Annotated in this window: 17 protein-coding genes and 1 riboswitch; all 17 genes read right to left on the bottom strand. The window is 38.5% G+C overall.

The features are described from left to right. Positions 1-108 precede the first annotated feature (108 nt). Positions 109-570, bottom strand: a complete 462-nt coding sequence (locus TP70_RS05940; protein ID WP_084207660.1) for a 5-oxoprolinase subunit C family protein — start codon at positions 568-570, stop codon at positions 109-111. Further along, positions 560-1,291 carry a 5-oxoprolinase subunit PxpB gene (pxpB, locus tag TP70_RS05935; RefSeq protein WP_044360290.1) on the bottom strand — a complete coding sequence of 244 codons (732 nt, stop codon included), beginning with the start codon at positions 1,289-1,291 and terminating at the stop codon, positions 560-562. Before pxpB ends, TP70_RS05940 begins: the two co-directional genes overlap by 11 nt. A 311-nt stretch (positions 1,292-1,602) precedes the next feature. Continuing rightward, the gene (locus TP70_RS05930; RefSeq protein WP_044360289.1) at positions 1,603-2,979 is read right to left on the bottom strand and encodes an MFS transporter; all 1,377 of its coding nucleotides are present in this window, start codon (positions 2,977-2,979) and stop codon (positions 1,603-1,605) included. Positions 2,980-2,988: 9 nt separating this feature from the next. Further along, positions 2,989-6,021, bottom strand: a complete 3,033-nt coding sequence (locus TP70_RS05925; RefSeq protein ID WP_044360288.1) for an NADH-dependent flavin oxidoreductase — start codon at positions 6,019-6,021, stop codon at positions 2,989-2,991. A gap of 68 nt (positions 6,022-6,089) precedes the next feature. Continuing rightward, the gene (locus TP70_RS05920) at positions 6,090-7,010 is read right to left on the bottom strand and encodes an FAD:protein FMN transferase (protein WP_044360287.1); all 921 of its coding nucleotides are present in this window, start codon (positions 7,008-7,010) and stop codon (positions 6,090-6,092) included. A gap of 278 nt (positions 7,011-7,288) precedes the next feature. After that, positions 7,289-9,025: a phosphomethylpyrimidine synthase ThiC gene (gene thiC / locus TP70_RS05915; RefSeq protein ID WP_044360286.1), complete on the bottom strand. Its 1,737-nt coding sequence runs from the start codon at positions 9,023-9,025 to the stop codon at positions 7,289-7,291. A 173-nt stretch (positions 9,026-9,198) separates the two neighbouring features. Then, positions 9,199-9,301: riboswitch (TPP riboswitch) on the bottom strand. A 367-nt stretch (positions 9,302-9,668) separates the two neighbouring features. Next, positions 9,669-10,145: a transcription elongation factor GreA gene (gene greA, locus TP70_RS05910; RefSeq protein ID WP_044360285.1), complete on the bottom strand. Its 477-nt coding sequence runs from the start codon at positions 10,143-10,145 to the stop codon at positions 9,669-9,671. Between the two features lie 23 nt (positions 10,146-10,168). Continuing rightward, entirely contained in the window at positions 10,169-10,795 is a 627-nt protein-coding gene (gene udk, locus TP70_RS05905) for a uridine kinase (RefSeq protein WP_044360284.1), read from the bottom strand. Positions 10,796-10,799: 4 nt separating this feature from the next. Next, positions 10,800-12,065, bottom strand: a complete 1,266-nt coding sequence (locus TP70_RS05900; RefSeq protein ID WP_044360283.1) for a peptidase U32 family protein — start codon at positions 12,063-12,065, stop codon at positions 10,800-10,802. An 18-nt stretch (positions 12,066-12,083) separates the two neighbouring features. Next, positions 12,084-13,013 (bottom strand): peptidase U32 family protein, encoded by a 930-nt coding sequence (locus TP70_RS05895; RefSeq protein WP_044360282.1) that lies wholly within the window; start codon positions 13,011-13,013, stop codon positions 12,084-12,086. Continuing rightward, the gene (locus TP70_RS05890) at positions 13,006-13,650 is read right to left on the bottom strand and encodes an O-methyltransferase (RefSeq protein ID WP_044360281.1); all 645 of its coding nucleotides are present in this window, start codon (positions 13,648-13,650) and stop codon (positions 13,006-13,008) included. The genes TP70_RS05895 and TP70_RS05890 overlap by 8 nt, the downstream gene beginning before the upstream one ends. A gap of 488 nt (positions 13,651-14,138) precedes the next feature. Continuing rightward, positions 14,139-14,399: a hypothetical protein gene (locus tag TP70_RS05885; protein WP_044360280.1), complete on the bottom strand. Its 261-nt coding sequence runs from the start codon at positions 14,397-14,399 to the stop codon at positions 14,139-14,141. A gap of 231 nt (positions 14,400-14,630) precedes the next feature. Continuing rightward, positions 14,631-14,951 (bottom strand): DUF1292 domain-containing protein, encoded by a 321-nt coding sequence (locus TP70_RS05880; protein ID WP_044360279.1) that lies wholly within the window; start codon positions 14,949-14,951, stop codon positions 14,631-14,633. Positions 14,952-14,964: 13 nt separating this feature from the next. Next, on the bottom strand, positions 14,965-15,393 hold the full coding sequence (gene ruvX / locus TP70_RS05875; RefSeq protein ID WP_044360278.1) for a Holliday junction resolvase RuvX: 429 nt from the start codon (positions 15,391-15,393) through the stop codon (positions 14,965-14,967). Beyond that, complete coding sequence (locus TP70_RS05870; protein WP_044360277.1) at positions 15,386-15,661, bottom strand: IreB family regulatory phosphoprotein; 276 nt, start codon at positions 15,659-15,661, stop codon at positions 15,386-15,388. The genes ruvX and TP70_RS05870 overlap by 8 nt, the downstream gene beginning before the upstream one ends. Before the next feature lie 65 nt (positions 15,662-15,726). Then, positions 15,727-18,357: an alanine--tRNA ligase gene (gene alaS / locus TP70_RS05865; protein WP_044360276.1), complete on the bottom strand. Its 2,631-nt coding sequence runs from the start codon at positions 18,355-18,357 to the stop codon at positions 15,727-15,729. A 247-nt stretch (positions 18,358-18,604) separates the two neighbouring features. Then, on the bottom strand, positions 18,605-21,001 hold the full coding sequence (gene recD2 / locus TP70_RS05860; protein WP_044360275.1) for an SF1B family DNA helicase RecD2: 2,397 nt from the start codon (positions 20,999-21,001) through the stop codon (positions 18,605-18,607).

Below are 21,001 nucleotides of genomic sequence, written 5' to 3'. Positions count from 1 at the left end.
TGAGTACAGGCTCACATTGCCTTAACTCCTCCTATGACACCATCATAGTGGGAGTTAATTATTTAGTTAATGGTCTTTTTTTTAAGTGTCCTTGACATGGGGTCCACTTTAACGTGTAGGTATAATGTCATTTTCTTTTAACACACGCCCTTTATAACCACCGACACGTGTGCGCGTATGTGTCGCATAGCTACCTTCTACAAGCGGAATGTCTAATTGTTCAGCAAATCCGATATACGCACGCATACCTTCTTGTGCCGTTCCCAAGTCAAGTACGTCACCATATTCAGCTTTGATGACCGTTTGATGTGGGATACTTTCACCATTTAAAGTTGCTGAAAATGGCGCGCCTGTAATTGCAAATAAATTTTGAGACAGAAACTTTATTTTAGGACCGATCATCGTTATTTCTAAGGCAGGTTGATGCTCTGTCTCAAGCAATGCGTTTAAAATTTCATAACTTGGTCGATCCATCACACCTGCAGGCGAGAAACCTTCTGACTGATGACCGAAACGTCCTAAATCTTGTACGGTTGTAAATAAGCCTGGCTTTATTATTTTAATACTCATAGCCGATTCTCACCCACTCATCGTAATTTAATCGTCCTTTTTCTACATACTTTTGAATATGCAAAAATTGTTCTTCATTAATCGCATAAAACTTAATTTTGTCGCCCGGCTGATAAAGAATCTTCGGCTCACGATTTAAATCAAATACGTCAATTGGTGTGCGTCCAATAATTTGCCACCCACCTGGCGAATCAGCAGGATAAAGACCTGTTTGATTATTGGCAATCCCAACCGAACCTGCCGGAATTTTTAACCGTGGCTCATCTTTACGCGGTGTATGAATACGCGGACTTAAGCCGCCCAAAAATGGAAACCCTGGCATAAAACCAATCATATAGACAAGGTAGTACCCTTCAATGTGATATTGAATCACTTCTTCAACAGAAAGTTTATGATATTCTGCTACATACTCTAAATCAGGCCCCCACTTGCCACCGTATAACACAGGAATATTGACAATACGACGTGGTTTATTTTGTGATGTGGATGTTAACGCATATGTTGAAAGCGATAGTTCTTCTAATAAATCTTCATACGTGATTGCCATACCATCAAAATAAACGAGTATTGCACGATAAGATGTCACAATCTCTTGAATATGTGGATGCGCCAATGACTTCAAATAATCAGAAACCGTATTGACTTGATTAAAGATATCTTCACTAATATTGGCATCAAAATAAATCATAAAAGATTGTTCACTTATTTGCTTAAATTCCATCTTCATCCCCCTTCCAGAAAACCCTTTCATTGAGATATTTTATCATTATTACGATTCAGTGACAATTCAATGTTTTTGCATGATAGTAAGGAATTTATAAAAAAATTATGTAGTTTTGTGAAAACGAACAAATATAATTAATAATAAGAAAGTGAATTTTAATGACGTTTAAGAAAAACAATAAACTTGTGAGAACATATTAAAAACTAAGTTGTATTATTTATATTAAACGTTTTTACGTATTTCCAAACAAAACTTCCTTCTATAATCCGTCGATACTTTAACGGGATAGAAGGAAGTTTCTTTTTATATTAATGTTTAATTTGATGCTTCGGTATGATGATAAATGCTGCTAGAAATGCTAAGCCGACGAGTATGGCGCCTGAAATAAAAGCGAATGTTGCGGCGACTGCAGCGGTATGTGTACTCACGAGTGATGCATACACTGTTGTAACAACTGCGATTCCGAATGCTGCACCAAGTGTAGATGTCATTTTAATAATGCCTGATGCCATACCTACTTTTTCAGCAGGTGCGTTAGAAACAGCGGTTGACAATGCAGGTGTCGCAAAAAAGCCAAGACCTAATCCAATCAATGAAAAGCCAATGAGTACGACGATGGCATAAATCACAAATGGTAATGTGACGATTGCCAGTAATAATATACCTATGCCAATACTGATTGGACCAACCATAAGCGGGATGTGTGGCCCATGTTTTTGCATATATTTTTCACCGACGCGAATCATGAGTAAGCTACAAATCATATAAGGAATTGTGATTAAACCTGCTTTTGCCGCAGATAAACCGATACCTTGTTGTGCGTAAATATTAAACATTGCTAATGAGCCAATAACGGTATTAACGAGTAAGTTTGCAATGGTTGTACCGATATATACACGGTTATTAAATAAACTGAAATCGATAAAAGGGGCTGTTTTTTGTTTTTCAAATAGATAAAAGCCCACCACTGTCAATACAAATATGGCATCTAAAGTTAAAATGAATGGGTGTGTCCAACCGAATTTTGTCCCTTGTGTAATGACGACGTTAATACTTACCATCATGATTAAAAAGATAATGATGCCTACGATATCAAATTGCTTACCTTTTGCTGATTCATCACGTGATTCTGGTGTATGACGTAGTAACAGCATTGCAAGCAGTGCAAAAATGATAGACAAGACAAAAATCCAACGCCAGCCTAAAAATGTTGCGACAACGCCTGCAAATAATGATGCGAAGCCTGTACCACCGTATGAGCCGAATGACCAATAGCTTAATGCTTTTTGACGCTCGGCTTCGTGATAATTATGGTTGATGAGTGCGATTGTAGCTGGCATTAGACATGCAGCTGATAACCCTTGTAATACGCGGCCTAATAAAAGCATAAAGGTCATGTTAGAGATAATAAGTGCGACTGACCCTAAAATACTTAATACGAGTCCAACGTAGGTCATTTTAACACGTCCGATTTTGTCAGCGAGTCCACCCATAACGACGATAAAAATACCGCTCATTAATGATGTTAAGCTGACTGCAATATTCACGATACTGATATCGACTTGATAATCTTGTTGAACATGTAGCGCGATATTGAGTAATGACTGTGCAAATAACCAATAAGTTAAAATACCTAAAATAATCGCAAGAATGAGTTGGTTACCATGATTTGTTCGTTCTGACATAGTATCCCCCTATTCTTCCACGACTTGATGTGCAGCTGCTTGTTGTCCTGCAATTCGACCAAATGTAAAAATATCTGCTAGCGCATTACCGCCTAATCGGTTACCTGCATGGATACCGCCAGCCACTTCACCTGCTGCATAAAGGCCCTCGATAGGGTTACCGTCTATATCTAACACAGCTGTTTCTGTGTTAATGCGTAAGCCGCCCATTGTATGATGGATCGCCGGTTTGCGTGGTGTCGCATAAAATGGTACTTTTTCAATTTTTAAATCAAAGGCATTTTTATGGAAGTCATCATCGTGACCTTTCTCAACAAAAGCATTATAACGTTCAATCGTATCGACAAATGTATGTGTATCAATACCTAACTTTTCAGCTAATGCTTCTAAACTTTCTGTTTTAATTAAAGTACCGTCTTCTAGTTCATGTTTAATTTTACTTTCTGACGTGTTCATTGCCAGTTCTTTAATATTTTCATCTGCAATAATGTAGAACATACTATCAGGTTGTTCTAATGCTGCTTTAGACAGTACATCTCGACTTTCAAACTCATTTACAAAACGTTTACCTTGTTTATTAATAAAGACAAAGTTTGACGGCGTTACGATTAAACCAGTAAATAATGCGCCTGTTTTCGGATCAGAAATCGGCATCATTTGTGTAAAGCCCATGCCTACAAGGTCTGCACCTGCTTGAAGTCCAAGTTTAATACCGTCACCTGTAATAGCTGGAGAGTTCGTTGTTTTAATATCGTCAGGAATATAATCCCAATACGTATTGTACTGTTGCAGCATTTGCGTATTGGCACCAAAACCACCTGTTGCAATAATGACACCATGGCGCGTATGCAATTTCAGTTTCGATCCATTTGCTTTACGTGCTTCAACGCCAACGACTTTGCCATCTTCTTTCATTAATTTTTCGGCTGTTGTTTCGTTCATAATACGTCCTTGTTGCTGTTTTACAAAGCCACTTAATGATTCAATATATTCTAACCCTTGCGCTTTCATTGGTTTATGGCCACGACGCCACAGCGCACCAACTGGCATATCTACAATTGAACGATCAAAATGAACACCTTTGTCTGTCAGCCATTTCACAGATGTTAAGACGTTATCCGTAAGTGTTTTAACGAGGTCGTAGTCTCCAGAAATTTCGTTACCGTTGCGGTCTTTTCGTTTTCCGCCAAGGTATGTTTGGATACGATGAAATTCCGTTGAATCAAACAAATAAGCAGGTTGTTTTTCAATATCTTGTAAATAAGTTTTAATTTGTTGTTGAACTATTTCAAAATCTGCACGGTAAGCAGGTTCGATTTCTTCAATATCGTATGACAATATCGACTCTAACGTTTCTTTTTCACCTGCAAGCGCTGAGAATGTATTTTGCCAACTTGGTTCAGGTGCATTGACTTGCCCTCCCGTACGTATCGTATTACCACCGATTGCTGGGAATTTTTCAAGCATAATAACTGACTTACCGGCTTCAAGTACTGATGCAGCTGCACTTAAACCTGCACCGCCCGTGCCGATAACAACGACATCGGTTGTTTCTTCAATCGTTTCATTAGACCATTGTACGACAGGTTTTGGACGTGCACGTAATACATCAGGATCTTCACCAGCTTGTTTAATCGCCTCTGCAATCCCTTCAACGATGCCCTCACTCGTCACTGTCGCACCGGAAATGACATCGACATTAAGCGTTTGGCCTTCAATAATATCTCGTGGCAATCTTTCAAACACTGGATTTGCAATACCTTCTGATTCGCTACTATCATCGACATCAACACGCACAATTTCAGTTTCGGACAACTCGACTTCCATTGGTAAATCGCCATTATGCCCTTTTGCAAAAACATGATAAACACCCGGTTTGAAAGCCACTTTTTTATTTTGTAATGCTTTTAATTTTTCATATTTACGATGTTCTTCTTCTTTGTCCAAAATCATAAAATCCATAACTTTCCATAATGGCGATGGAATGTGTAGTGGCTGTTGATCATGTATATCGACAAACGACTCGACTTTTTCATCGTTCATTATTTTTTCAGTCCAGTTTGGTTCTACAAGATACGCTTTGCCAACACTGAGTAGTTCATAGCCCATTTTAAGTGCTTCTTCTGCATCTTCACGCTGTGCAATGCTACCCACACCAATATGTGGAATTGTTGCAAGTTTATCACTTTGCATTTTTAAATATTTATCAATTAACGGTTCTGTGTCATCTTGATTCACAATAGACGTTCGCTTGTAACTGTTCATGGATACGTGTACATAATCAGGCTCATATTCAGCTAACGTGTTTAATAAATACATTGTGTCTTCAAAGCGTATACCCGGCTCTTCAATTTCTTCTGGAGAGTAACGGTAGCCAATAATAAAGTGCTCAGCACCTTGTTCTTTCGCTACTGCTTGAACTTTTTTCAATACTTCTACCGGAAACTTGACACGTTTTTCACGACTGCCGCCCCATTCATCTTGACGTCGATTTGAATGTGGTGAGAAAAATTGTTGTAATAAATACGTATTGGCACCGTGAATTTCAACACCGTCATACCCAGCTTCAATGGCACGACGTGTTGCTTCTCCAAAGCTTTCAATCATTTGTTCCACTTGTATCGCAGTCATTTCTCTTGGAACGGCAGCATCTGGTCTTAGTGCAGCGACTGGACTTGCTGAAATCGGTTTGTCACCACTGTTGTATCTAGGGTTTGCCATTCGACCTGCATGATAAAGTTGTAATATTGCTTTTGAGCCTTTTTCTTGAATGGCTTCGGCTAAACGACGTAATCCCGGAATTTTATCATCGTTATCAATGCCAATCGCGCCCGGGAATCCGCGACCATTGTCTTCAACAAAACAACTTTCAACAATAATGGCTGCTGCATCTCCTGAACGAAAGCGATAATAGTCAATCATTTCTGATGTGACACTGCCATCAAAATAGGCAGATTGAATCGTCATCGGTGCCATTAACACCCTATTTTTTAACACCACCCCACTATGTAAAGTGACTGAATCTAACAATTGCTTACTCATACATAAATCCTCCTTTGTGTTTTTGTGATTAATTTCACATATGAGTGCAAAAAAATTTCTTGGTGTTGTCAATTCTTAGGAAGTCGATTTACCTTTTGCGTTGCTAAAACTTCACCGTCTTTACGAACGATAACGCCTTCGATACCGTCCAATTGTTCTAATAACGCAATATTTTGTGCTGCATAGCCAAAACAACAAATGGTTGTCCAAATTTCGCCGTCTAGCGCATGATCACTTACAATTGTTACACTGGCTATGTCATTCTCTACAGGATAGCCTGTCTGCGCATCGAGTATGTGATGATATACGCTGTCTCCGGAAGTAAAGCAACGCTCATATATACCGGATGTCACGACAGCTTGATGCACAACACGAAGCGTCTCAATGGGGGTGCCACGCGTTTCAAACGGGTGTTGGATACCAACATGCCAATATTTTGCTTTTAATGGCGTGCCGATAGTTACAACATTGCCACCAAAGTCAATAATGCCCGTCTTGACACCTTGTGACATAAAAAAAGCTTTTAATTCATCAGCAAAGTAACCTTTCGCGATTGCGCCTAAGTCTAACTCCATACCTGGTTGTTGTAAATAGACTGTTTGTTTTTGGGGGTTCAGTTGCAAATCTTTGGGGTTGATGCGTTTTAATGCGGTTGCTATTTCTGAAGATGAAGGTTGACGTGCATCATTGAAACCAATACGCCACAATTTAACGAGTGGTCCGATTAAAATATTCATTTTAAGTTGAGAAGAAATCGTTACATGATAACCGTGCTCGATAAGGTTAAATAACTCAGACTCAACTTGTATGGGTTGCTTACCTGCTTGTTGATTAATCTGCATTAAATCGGAGTCAGCTCGATTGGCACTGAAACGTTGCTCCCAATCATGTATACGTTTTTTCGCTTCTGTTAACAGTGCGGTTGCGGATGTGTGACGAATGGAAAGTCTTATTGTCGTCCCCATTGCATGTATCCATTCTGTTTGCATCATGCCACCTCCTGTAACTGCTGTCAGTAATACATTTCTAGGATAACAAAGTTTGTGAACAAAAACACATAATTATGTGCCATTCACAAAAATGTAAAAATTTATAGAATTGATTTTATATTTTATTATCGTTCAAAAACCTTGATATTATTGACTTTCTATCTATATTCCACATATTACTCATTGCTTATCACGCTAAATACCCTTATTCGAGCATAATTATTTTAAAATAATAAAAACCCCTTATCTTTGTAAATAAAAGATAAGGAGTATGACTTTTAATGGTAAATATTGCTGCCTTGTTTTCTAAAAGCTTCTGCTTGTTCTGCCATGCCTTGTTGCTGTTCTTTATAGTTTTCTCGAATGTCATGTGAAATGCGCATTGAACAGAACTTAGGTCCACACATACTACAAAAGTGAGCGACTTTAGCTGCGGTTGCTGGCAATGTTTCATCATGATACGCACGCGCACGCTCCGGATCTAATGATAAATTGAATTGATCAATCCAACGAAATTCAAAACGCGCTTTACTAATGGCATCATCACGTTCAGTTGCACCAGGTAACCCTTTTGCTAAGTCAGCAGCATGTGCCGCAATCTTATACGTGACTACCCCTTCACGCACATCATCTTTATTCGGCAAACCGAGATGTTCTTTTGGTGTCACGTAGCACAACATGGCTGTACCGTAGCTCGCTATTTGAGCGGCGCCAATGGCAGAGGTAATATGATCATTTGCAGGTGCAATATCAGTAGTTAATGGCCCTAACGTATAAAATGGTGCTTCTTGGCAATACAAATCGGCTAAGTCTTGATTTTCTTTAATTTTATGCATCGGCACATGTCCAGGACCTTCTATCATCACTTGTACATCATGTGACCAAGCAATTTTTGTCAATTCTCCTAACGTTTTCAATTCGGCAAGTTGGCTTTCATCATTGGCGTCATAAATAGAACCAGGACGTAAGCCATCTCCAAGTGATACTGCAATGTCATAGCGTTTTAGAATGTCACAAATATCATCGAAATGCGTGTATAAGAAACTTTCTTCATGATGTGCCAAACACCATTGTGCCATGATTGAACCGCCTCTAGATACAATACCAGTTAAACGATTCACAGTCATTGGAATGTAATGCAGACGGACACCTGCATGAATTGTAAAGTAATCAACGCCTTGCTCAGCTTGTTCGATTAACGTATCCCGGTATACTTCCCATGTTAGATTTTCTGCAATACCGTCCACTTTTTCTAACGCTTGATAAATGGGTACAGTGCCAACGGGAACAGGTGAATTTCGAATCAAATATTCTCTTGTTGCGTGAATATTCTTCCCTGTTGATAGATCCATAATGGTATCCGCTCCCCAATGCGTCGCCCAGACTAATTTCTCAATTTCTGCTTCTATATACGATGAAACAGCAGAATTTCCGATGTTGGCATTAATCTTCACTTGAAAATTTTTCCCAATAATCATCGGTTCAGATTCTGGATGATTGATATTATTTGGAATAATCGCACGCCCGCGCGCAATTTCATCACGTACAAATTCTGGCGATACATTTTCACGCGTCGCCACAAACTTCATTTCTTTTGTGATGGTGCCTTGTCGTGCATAATGCATTTGTGTGACGTTTTGATTTTGCTTAGCGCGACGTGGTTGATATTGAAACGGATGCTGTACAATTTTATGATGATTCTCTTGCTTATACCCATTGTCAATCGCTTGGATACAACGCCCTTCATAATGTTCACTATCATCTCTTTCTTCAATCCATGTTGTACGCAATGCAGGAATACCACGTGTCACATCCACTTCGTATGTTTCATCATGATATGGGCCTGCCGTATCATAGACAGTCAATGGTGCATTATGAAACGTTTCCTGTTCAGTTACTGTGTCTGAAAGTGTGATTTGACGAAATGGCACTTGAATATCAGCATCTACACCCTGTTTGTAAATACGTTGACTTGCTGGAAAGTTCTTCTTCAATTCAATATTTGCTTGTTCCATAATTCAATCCTCCTAAAATTTGACTAAGAGGCTTCACTGAAACTGAATAACGGATAGTAGCCCAAATAAAAAACGCATTCAGAAATAGACTGAATACGCATGAAAACAACGATAGTTTTATGTAGAAATAAACGTATATTGACAGAGTGCCACTACACGTTATAAATATAAATGTCGGTCGTCGTTTGCTTCCCTACGCTAGTATTATCTAGATCAGGTACAAAGGGTTGAGGCCAAGACCTCTTTCAGCTCAATAAAGCACCCCTAGCAAGTCATATTATTTTATTGTTGCAACATCATCATAACATTAAAAATAAGAACTGCCAAATGCACGTAAATTAAAAACTATAGTAAACAATTGGCAGACTGTGCTAAGTATTTTTGTTGGAATCCATCACTGTTTGAATATGTGGTTTAAGTGCTTCTGGTGCAACATCTTCTAACTGATTGCATAAGATATGCATTCACTTTGTCTATCGAGCGCATTAAATGCAGTTGCAATATTTAGATACCACACGATCTCATCATTGTATATGAAATGATAATAAAAATAAAACTAGGTACTTTTAATAATCTATCCACCATAAAAGATGGACAGCCAAAAAAACCAAGACGTATCGTTCACGCCTTGGTCTGTTATCTATTATTGAATGTTTGTAATTTTAACGTTCATTTCGCCGCCGTTTGGTAGTGGTACGCGCACTTCATCATCCAAGTGCTTACCGATAAGCGCTTGTGCCATTGGTGATTCGTTTGAAATTTTACCGTTAAACGCATCAGATTCTGCTGAACCTACGATTTGATAGCTTTCTTCGTCGTCACCTGGAAGTTCTACAAATGTTACAGTTTTACCAATTTGTACGACGTTGTTATCGCCTGTGTCTTCGATGATTAACGCATGACGTAACATTGTTTCGATACGTTGAATGTCTTGTTCGATAAAACCTTGCTCATCTTTCGCAGCATCATACTCAGAGTTCTCAGATAAGTCCCCAAAGCTACGCGCAACCTTAATTTTTTCTACTACTTCAGGTCGCTTAACGGTTTTTAACTCTTCTAATTCTTTTTCAAGTTTTTCAAATCCTTCTTGTGTCATTGGATATTGCTTTTGATTTTCCATATGTTCATCTTCCTTTTACTGTTTTAATCTTTTTTCTGAACGAGTGCTTGAATTTTCGTCGTCATAATGTCGATTGCCACTTTATTGCTACCACCTTCTGGAATGATGATGTCGGCAAATTTTTTCGTTGGCTCAATAAATTGGTTGTGCATTGGACGTACGACGCTTAAATATTGATCAATGACAGAATCCATCGTACGGCCACGTTCTCGCGTATCTCTTAATAAACGACGAAGGATGCGCAAGTCTGCATCTGTATCGACATATATTTTAACATCCATCATATTGCGGAGTTCTTCGTTTTCAAGCGCAAATATACCTTCTACGATAATAACATCTTTAGGTTGAAATGCAATGGTTTTCTCACTACGCGTGTGGTTTGTGTAGTCATACGTCGGCACTTCGACTTCTTGACCTGCACACAAATCTCGCAAATTTTGAATTAATAGATCGTTATCAAATGCAAATGGGTGATCATAATTCGTTTTAAGTCTTTCTTCAAATGTCAGATGCGATTGATCTTTGTAATAGTAATCTTGCTCAATCAGTGCCACACTATGGCCTTCTAAATTATTCATAATCTTATTCGTGACTGAAGTTTTACCTGACCCTGAGCCACCAGCTATACCAATAATTGTTGTAGGCGCCATAGCGTTATACCTCTTTTCTCATCATATTATTTACGTAAATAGGACGGTCAACTTTAATTTGGACAATTTGTAATGGATGACGTGCGGCATCTAATTCGTTGCCTTCTTCATCATAAATTGCTTCAACTACTTGCGTGAACGTTTCAATTTCCGGACCAAAAAATTCAACTTCTTGCCCTGGCTTGAAGTGGTTACGTTGTTGAATTGTCGCAATTTGTGTTTCTTCATCATATGCTAACACAAGACCGATAAAGTCATACGGTGATTTCTTCGCTGATTCGTTACCGAACATTTGCTCTTCGTAACCCGGTGTCCCTTTGAAGAATGCAGGCGCTGTATCACGATTTGCACATTTATCAAGTTCGATTAACCATTCAGGTTTGATTTTGAAGTTTTCAGGATCAGCTGCATACGCATCAATGACTTTTCGATACACGGATACGACTGTCGCAATATAATGAATTGACTTCATACGACCTTCAATTTTTAAAGAATCAATGCCTAAATCCATCATATTTGGAATGGATTCGATTAATTTCAAATCACGTGGACTCATCGCAAATGGAACGGCTTGACCGTCTTCATAATAAACGTCTAATTCGCCGTCTTCATCAACTGTTAGTAAGTCGTAATCCCAACGACAACTTTGACAGCATCCCCCACGGTTTGAGTCACGTGCCGTCATATGGTTACTAAGTGTACAGCGTCCAGAGTATGCGATACACATTGCACCATGAATAAACGCTTCAATCTCAATATCGACTTTGTCTTTCATTTCTTTCATTTCCATTGCGCCTGTTTCACGGGCTAAAACAACACGGTCTAAACCTTCTTCTTTCCAATACTCGACCGCTTTGTAATTACTTAGCGATTGTTGCGTTGATAAATGAATTTCAAGTTTTGGTGCGACACGTTTACATGTTTCAATAATTAACGGGTCAGCAACGATAATACCCGTTGCCCCTGTACTTTCTAGCTGCATTAAGTACGCGTCTAAGCCATCTATATTTTCATCATGTGCAATAATATTCGTTGTAATATACACCTTTGCACCGTAACGATTCGCAAATTCAACCCCTTCACGAATTTCCTCAATCGTAAAGTTGTCGGCATTTGAACGTAAACCGTACTCTTGTCCACCGATAAACACAGCATCTGCACCATAATGGATGGCGATTTTTAATTTTTCAAGATTCCCCGCTGGTGCAAGCAATTCTGGTTTTTTCACTTTTGGTTTTGTGTCAGCTTTTACTGCTTCTAGTACCGTCATATGCGATCTCTCCTTCCATTAATATACCGTTTGTTTATAGTAGAAGCCTTCATCAAATGGACGATGTTCCGGTTGAATCGCTTCAATTGGATCTACTAACATAAATTTCTCATCTTCATAAATGTCAGGATCTTCATGATACAAATCAATCGCCTCACGATATTGTTGCGTTACGGTATTAATATATTCTTCACTATGCAATAGACCATCAATTTTAAAGCTATCAATACCCGCCTCAAATAATGGCGCTAATTCTTCAATTAAGCAAATATCATTCGGCGACATAATATGCGTACCATTGTAATCTTCATACACTGGATATTTATTATCACGTTCTTCGTCGTATAATAATAATTGCGTTGTATCGTCCACGTCTTCACGTTTAATTTTCATTTGGCGTTCTTGGAATGTGTAATAATTGCCAAGTAGCATACGTTTTGATTGGAACATACATGTCATACCGTGCACTTGAACTTCAATTTCTACATCGGCATTTGCTTTAATATTTAAAATTTCGTCTAAGCTTAACTCACGTGCTAGAACTGCACGACTTGCGCCACGTTGCCCCCAGTAGTTACATTGGAAGTAGTTCGTTACAAGTGTTTCCGCATTCCAATGAAGTGGAATTGGATTTTCTTGTTGTTTCACAATCATTACCACTGCTGGATCGCCAAAAATAATGCGATCGACACGTATCTCATGTAAAAAGTTAATGTAATCTTCAACAGCCGGTATATGATAGTTATGAAAAATACCATTGACTGCTGCGTATGCTTTTTTCCCCGCAGCGTGTATCATTGTTACAGCTTCTTTCATCTGCTCTCTATTAAATTCGCCCGCTAAACGTAAGCCAAATTTTTCCTCACCAATTACAAAGGCATCTGCACCTTTTTCGTTTAACGTTTCAATATGGCTGAGAGATTTCGGGGTCACTAATAATTCAGTCATTTTTGCGCTCCTTTATAGAAATAGCTAAACCATCATCCATATTTATAAAATTCGTTTTAAAATCAGATTGTTCACTTAGCCATTGATTAAATTTCTGTACTTTGCGTACCATTTGTTTCACATTACGACTACGTACAATATCAATATTTGCAACAAAGCCATGATAAAGTAAATTATCTGTAATAATCACACCACCGTCTTTTAATAACGGACTATATAACTCAAAAAACTTTCGTGATTGGGCTTTTGCTGCATCGATAAAAATCATATCATATGTGCGGTCATTTACCTTTGAAAATGCTTGTGCTGCGTCTGCTTCAATCAATCTAATTTGATTTGTATATTGAAACTGTTCGAAATGTTTTTTAGCATGGGCAATCATATCTTCGTTACGTTCAATTGTCGTGACATGAATATCAGAAGATACTGATGCAAATTGCATGCTGCTATAGCCAATCGCTGTGCCAAGTTCTAAAATTTCTGTCGGCTGATGTATGCGTATGATTTGTTTAATTAAATCGAGTGACAGTTGATCAACAATCGGTACTTGATGTGTCTCAGCAAATGCTCTCAATTGATCTAGTTCACTATCATACGATTGCAAACTTAAAAAATAAGATTGATTTAAATTTTCCATCTTTCAAACTTCCTTTAGTCAAATTTCGATAATTTTTATCAAAAAATAGGGAGTGGGATAGAAATCATGATTGTCGTGATTTCGTTATCCCACCCCGGCAAAACTGAAGTCATGCAGCAAGTAGCTTACGTATTTCAGTCCATATTTGCCATGTTTCATATTTATAGACACTTGAGCGATACGCTTTGCACACGTAGCTATTGGTTTCTTTCGTTCGAGGTTGGGACACCGATTATCGGTTTTCCATAGTTGCTTTAAGTCCCAGCCCCTTCATAACAGTCAAAAAGCATCTCAGTAAAATTACTTCATATTATTTTATCATAAATTGTACGGAAAAATAACCGTATGATACAGAAATATGTTGATTTATTGATTCTATGTTAATTGAACGTATAAATAAGAAAAGAAGGCTACCAAAGTCATACTCTGGAAACCTTCTTACTCTAACTTAGTACAGTGCATAAGTTATTTCATATTTTTAATCTCTTTTAGCCTCTTGGTTTTGCTGAAATTTTCCCCATAAATTCACCAGTTTTGGCATCGATAAACGTTGTGACGTTACCCTCTTCAATTTTAAGTAAAGATGGATTACCTTCCACCGGTACGGCATTTGCCGGAATGTTATATGCAGCCGTAGTCGTTGCTTCTGCAGCATGTACGTTATGTGCAGGACCAAATAAAACGGCAGGCGACACGATTGCTAAACCGATGCCTAATACTACTTTACTTAATTTTGAACGCAACTTCATTTTCTTACACTTTCCTTTCAATTGTTGATGTGATGACCATCATTTAGAATTGCATAACTCTATTAAAGCGCATCGACACGCATATATGTATAACATTTTTATAATTTAAATATTGTATTTAATAATTGGAAGTAATTTGATAACAATATTCCCGAATATAATCTCGTTTATCGCTAAAAATATCAAAAAACTGATGAGTCGCATATGTACTCACCAGTTTGTATCGATTATTTATTCTTCTGTTTCATTGAAGTTCGTGTTAACGACTTCTTCAATCATATCCCACTCTTCTTCAGTTTCGATGCCGATAAAACGACCGCCTTCACCGTTCTCGTCAGGTTCATTAATCATTGGAATTAACTCAATTAAATCATCATCGTCAGCTTGTGCACCTTCTTCTGCAAGAATCACATAGTCTTTATCGAATCCTGGATGATAGAATTCTAGCATTTTACGATATAACACTTCATTACCTTCTTCATCAAAAAGTGTTAATAACGCTTCATCGTCGTTAATTTCTAGTGCTTTAATATTATGGTTTTCGTTTGTCATATTTGCTCTCTCCTTAATTTAGTGAATCTAAATAGCCTTGTAAAATAAATACTGCCGCCATTTTATCTATTACTTTTTTGCGTTTTGATCTTGATACGTCCGCTTCGAGTAATGAACGTTCTGCTGCCATCGTGCTCATACGTTCATCCCACATAACAATCTCTAATTGGGGCATACGTTCAGCAAGTGCTTCTTTGTAATGTAATGATGCCTCTCCACGAAATCCTATCGAATTGTTCATATTTTTTGGCAACCCAATAACGACTGTACCTACTCGCTCTCGGTTAATAATGTCAATTAAGGTCTCTAATCCGAGCTCATTTTCTGCTTCGTTGATACGGAGTGTGTCTAACCCTTGTGCAGTCCAACCCATCATGTCACTAATTGCAATACCAACAGTCTTGCTTCCGACATCTAAGCCAATGATTTTATGTTTAAGCATTGTGATCTGTATCGTTGTTATGTTTCAAGTAGAATGATACAAGTTCTTCCATAATATCATCACGGTCAATATGTCTGATTTGGTTTCTTGCTTCATTATGACGTGGAATATATGCTGGATCACCAGATAGAAGATAACCTACAATTTGATTGACCGCATTGTAGCCTCTCTCTTCCAAAGTATGATAGACATTATTAAGAACTGTTTCAACGTTTGCTTTAGGGATTTCATCATAGTTAAACTTCATCGTTTTATCAAAATTTGCCATTGTCATAACACTCCTTAAACCATAAATAGATTACTTCTTCCATTCTACACGAAAGCGATCCATTTTTATAATGATTTAATGTAAGTTTCAACAAATTGTAATGCTGCTGTTATCTGACTAGGGTCTGTTCCGCCACCTTGTGCCATATCCGGACGACCGCCACCTTTACCGCCAACGATTGGTGCCATCTCTTTAATGATGTCGCCTGCTTTAATGCGATCGACATATTGTTTCGGTACCGTTGCAACTAATGATACTTTACCACCGACGTCACTCGCTAAAACAATGATTGTGTCTTGTAACTTAGATTTGAAATCATCCATTGTTGTGCGCATTGCTTTCGCGTTATCTACTTCTACTTCAGTAATTAACACTGGCAAATCATTGATGTACGTGACTTGTTCTTCGATATTGCCCATTTTCAATGCGTTGATTTCTTTGTTTTTCGCTTCAATCGTTTGTTGCAATGCTTTTTCTTGTACTTGTAAGTTTTCAACTTTATCAAGTACTTGGTCATCTGCTTTCGCTTTCACTTGTGCTTTGATTGCGTTAAAGCGCTCAAGGTAACGCTCTAAGTATACAAATGCTGCTTGACCTGTTACTGCTTCGATACGGCGAACACCAGCACCTGTTCCTGATTCACTCGTAATTTTGAACAGTCCGATTTCAGATGTGTTGTTCACGTGTGTCCCACCACATAATTCGATAGAGAATGGTTGCATATCGACAACACGTACAACATCGCCATATTTTTCACCGAATAATGCCATTGCGCCTTTTGCTTTTGCGTCTTCAATCGGCATTTCACTAATAAAAACGTCAATACTGTTCCAAATCTCTTCATTGACACGTTGTTCTACAAGTTGCAATTCTTCTTGTGTCATCGCTGCAATATGTGAGAAGTCGAAACGTAAACGCTCGCTGTCTACTAATGAACCTGCTTGGTTAACGTGGCTACCTAATACTTCTTTTAACGCTGCATGTAATAAGTGAGTCGCACTATGGTTTTTCATAATCGCTTTACGTGACTTGCTATCTACCGTCGCAACAACTTCCGCGCCTTCTGTAACTGTTCCGAACGTTACATAACCTGTGTGTAAGTTTTGACCGTTTGGTGCTTTAATGACTTCACGTACTTCAATTTCAAAGTCATCGCTCGCTACGATACCTTTATCGGCAACTTGTCCACCGCTCACTGCATAGAAAGGTGTTTCCTCTAAAATAAAGTAAACGATTTGATCTGCATCTACTTCTGTTACACGCGCACCATCTACAATCATATCAGTAACACGAGTTTTTGCTTCCAATTGATTATAGCCAACAAATGTACTTTCAGTATCAATTTGTTTCAACACTTCACTCTGTACTTGCATTGATTGACTGTTTTGACGGGCTTCACGTGCACGACTACGCTGTGCTTCCATATGTGTTTCAAAGCCAGCCATATCAATGGCTAAACCTTCATTTTCAGCAATTTCTTGTGTCAATTCGATTGGGAAACCATACGTATCATAAAGTTTGAACGCATCTTCTCCTGCAATTGTACCGTCTTGTTCTTTAGATTGCGCGATTAAGCCGTTTAAAATGGCTAAACCTTCTTCTAGCGTCTCGTGGAAACGTGATTCTTCTGACTTAATAACACGTGCAATAAAGTCTTGTTTCTCTTTCACATTTGGATAGTACGGTTCCATAATTTCTGCAACAATTTCAACTAAACGATACATAAATGGTTCGTTAATATCCAATGTTTGACTGAATCGAACAGCACGACGTAACAATCTACGCAATACATAGCCACGACCTTCGTTTGCAGGTAATGCGCCGTCAGAAATCGCAAAAGCAATCGTACGAATATGGTCTGCAATCACTTTAAATGCCACATCATCTTGTATATTATCTAAATATTTTTTACCTGAAATTTTTTCAATTTCGTGCATGATTGGCATAAATAAGTCTGTTTCATAGTTTGTGCGCACATTTTGTGAAATTGAGGCCATACGTTCTAGCCCCATGCCGGTATCAATATTTTTACTTGGCAGCGGCGTATAGCTGTGATCTTTATTATGGTTGAACTCACTAAATACTAAGTTCCACACTTCTAAGTAGCGTTCGTTTTCGCCACCCGGATACATTTCTTCGGCTGGATCATCAACGCCATATGCCTCGCCACGATCATAGAAAATTTCAGTGTTCGGTCCAGATGGGCCTTCACCAATATCCCAGAAGTTCCCTTCAATACGAATAATGCGGTCTTCTGATAGTCCAATCAGGTCGTGCCATAAGTCATACGCTTCTGTGTCTTCAGGATGAATGGTTACGTATAATTTTTCAGGTTCCATCGCCATCCATTTGTCGCTCGTTAAAAATTCCCACGCAAATTCGATAGCTTCACGTTTAAAGTAATCACCAATTGAAAAGTTCCCAAGCATTTCAAAAAATGTATGGTGACGTGCTGTAAATCCTACGTTCTCAATATCGTTCGTACGAATTGATTTTTGCGCATTAACGATACGTGGTTTTTTCGGTACTTCACGACCATCAAAGTATTTTTTTAATGTTGCTACACCTGAGTTAATCCAAAGTAATGTATCATCATCAATCGGTACTAATGGTGCAGAAGGCTCTACCATATGCCCTTTTTCAACAAAATAATCTAAATACATTTGGCGTATTTCACTTGCTTTTAAATTCTTCATTATGTCAACTCCCTGTCATTTTCGTCAAACAAAAAGACACTCGTCTCATCAAAGGGACGAATGTCTCGCGGTACCACCCTAGTTATAGTCGTCGGTGACTATCACTCTCTTGTCTGCTATTCAACTATGCGCATAGTAGCGTTCAATGGAAGGACTCGTATCTCTCAGCACCGATACGTCTCTGTGAAGTCACCTAATCATTTACTCGGTTATCCGCTTTACTTTAATGTGATTATATAAAAATAACTTAGCTTTTGTCAATTTCTAGAAAATCGTATGGCGTGATATCGCCCATATTAATCATTGGATTCACTTGATACATCGTTGTTTCAGTTAATACGAATGTTGCGTCGGATGTTTCATTCATATCCTCATCTGACGTATCGCCTTTAAAGTACATCGTTAGAAAAGCATGCAATTGTGTTAAACGTGTTTGTCCGTGTGTATGCAAACCAATGTTAAATGCTTCTGCATCGCCAAGAAAGACAAGTGATTGTTTTGCACGTGTCAGACCGGTATATAAAATGGGCTTTTGCAACATGCGATAATATTGCTTGACGATTGGCATAATCACGATTGGAAACTCAGACCCTTGCGCTTTATGAATCGACGTACAATACGCATGTGTCAACTCTGTTAAATCAGATCGCATATAGGTGATTTCATTGCCTTCGTAATCAACAATGACGACATCTTTATTCAACGCATTTTCTTTCGCCCAAAATATGCCGACAATTTCGCCAATATCGCCGTTAAATACATTATCGTTCGGTCGATTGACGAGTTGTAACACTTTATCGCCTTGACGGAAAATTACATCACCAAATGGTATTTCTCGATGATCGTCATCTTCTTTCGGATTTAAAATATTTTGCAACACTTGATTCAGTTTTTGAATACCTGCACTGCCGCGATACATCGGTGCTAATACTTGAATATCTGCCATCGTATATCCTTTTCCTACCGCATTCGAAATAATTTTATCGACGATTTCTGGAATTTGTTGCGTTTGGCACGGAATAAAAGAACGGTCATGGAATCGTTGCGTAATATCGACTTCTTCGCCCAACTTCATACGGTGCGCCAAATCAATAATACTCGAGCCATCTTGTTGACGATATACTTCCGTCAAATTGATACGTGGTAACACATCTGCGTCAATTAAGTCTTTAAACACTTGACCCGGTCCAACTGATGGTAATTGGTCTTCATCGCCAACTAAGACGATTTGCGCATCGACTGGCACAGCATTCATAAACTGATGAAACAGCCATGTGTCCACCATCGACATTTCATCAATAATAATGAGTCGTGCATCAATCTCATGTTCTAACAATTCATCAGGCTTTGTTTCTTGATTCCAACCAATCAATCGATGAATCGTCATCGCTTCCAAACCTGTTGACTCATGTAGGCGTTTCGATGCACGACCTGTAGGTGCGGCGAGCACAACTGGGAACGGCTCATCTTCATCGTAATCATCATAATCAAGTGACAAACCGTGCATTTCCGCGTACAGTTGGACGATTCCTTTAATCACTGTTGTTTTGCCTGTACCCGGTCCACCCGTCAACAGCATCGCTTTATTTTGAATCGCACATTCCAACGCCTCTTTTTGTGATTCAGCATAACTAACGTCGTTCATTTCTTCAATTTCACCAATATGTAATTGAATATCGGATAAATCAAACTTCGTCAGTGCGTGTGTGTGGTTTGCGACTTTATATAAGTTTTGCGTACTTTTAAGCTCTGAATAGTAAAGGCTTGGCATTGCGACAACATCATCAACTGCAATCAGCTTTTGTTCTTCGACTAACTGTGTCATACATTCTTGCATAGGTGCCGCTTCAATCGGTTCAGTCATATTTTTAGAAAGCAGTTCAATCGCCGCATTTAACAGTGCTTCTACAGGCAAATACGTATGCCCATTTTTAATACATGTTTCTTCCACGACATAGAGAATACCAGCTCTTAAACGATCTTGATGTGTCGGATGAATGCCGAGTTGCTGTGCCAATTGGTCCGCTTTTTGGAAACCGACTCCTTTAATATCATGGACAAGCTGATACGGGTTGCTATCTAACACTTTTAACGTATCTGACTGATAAAATTTATAGATGTCCATGGCAAGTTTTGAACCGAAGCCTAATTCATTTAAGCGAATCATAATTTGTTCGCTTTCTTGGTTCTGATACACTTGTTCGGCTATTTGTTTTTGTTTGTCTTTTGAAAGTTTTGGCACACGTGATAAACAAGAGGCATCATTCAATATTTGATGAATCGCATCTTCCCCGAGTGTCTCCACGATTGCTTCTGCTGTTTTTACACCGATTCCTTTGAATAGCGCACTGGAAAGATATGCAATAACCGCATCTTTCGTTTGAGGGATTTCTTTTTGAAACGTCTCAGCTTTTAGTTGCTTCCCATATCGTGCATGCTCAACTTCATAGCCTTTAAACGTATATGTTTCATCCTCAACGATGTCTGGAAAATACCCAACGACTGTTGCTTCATCATTAAAATCGCCATTTGTATCAGCTACGTCCACTTTTAAAACGGTATAAAAATTGTCACTGTTTTGAAAAAGTATAAGTGCGACCTCACCTTTAATATAGGTGCTATCTAAAAGCGTTGGGTTTTCCAC

The organism is Staphylococcus microti (genome assembly GCF_000934465.1).
In the GTDB taxonomy this organism is placed as follows: domain Bacteria; phylum Bacillota; class Bacilli; order Staphylococcales; family Staphylococcaceae; genus Staphylococcus; species Staphylococcus microti.
Note: the sequence above shows the minus strand (reverse complement) of the source record. Positions and strands in the feature narration are given on the sequence as shown.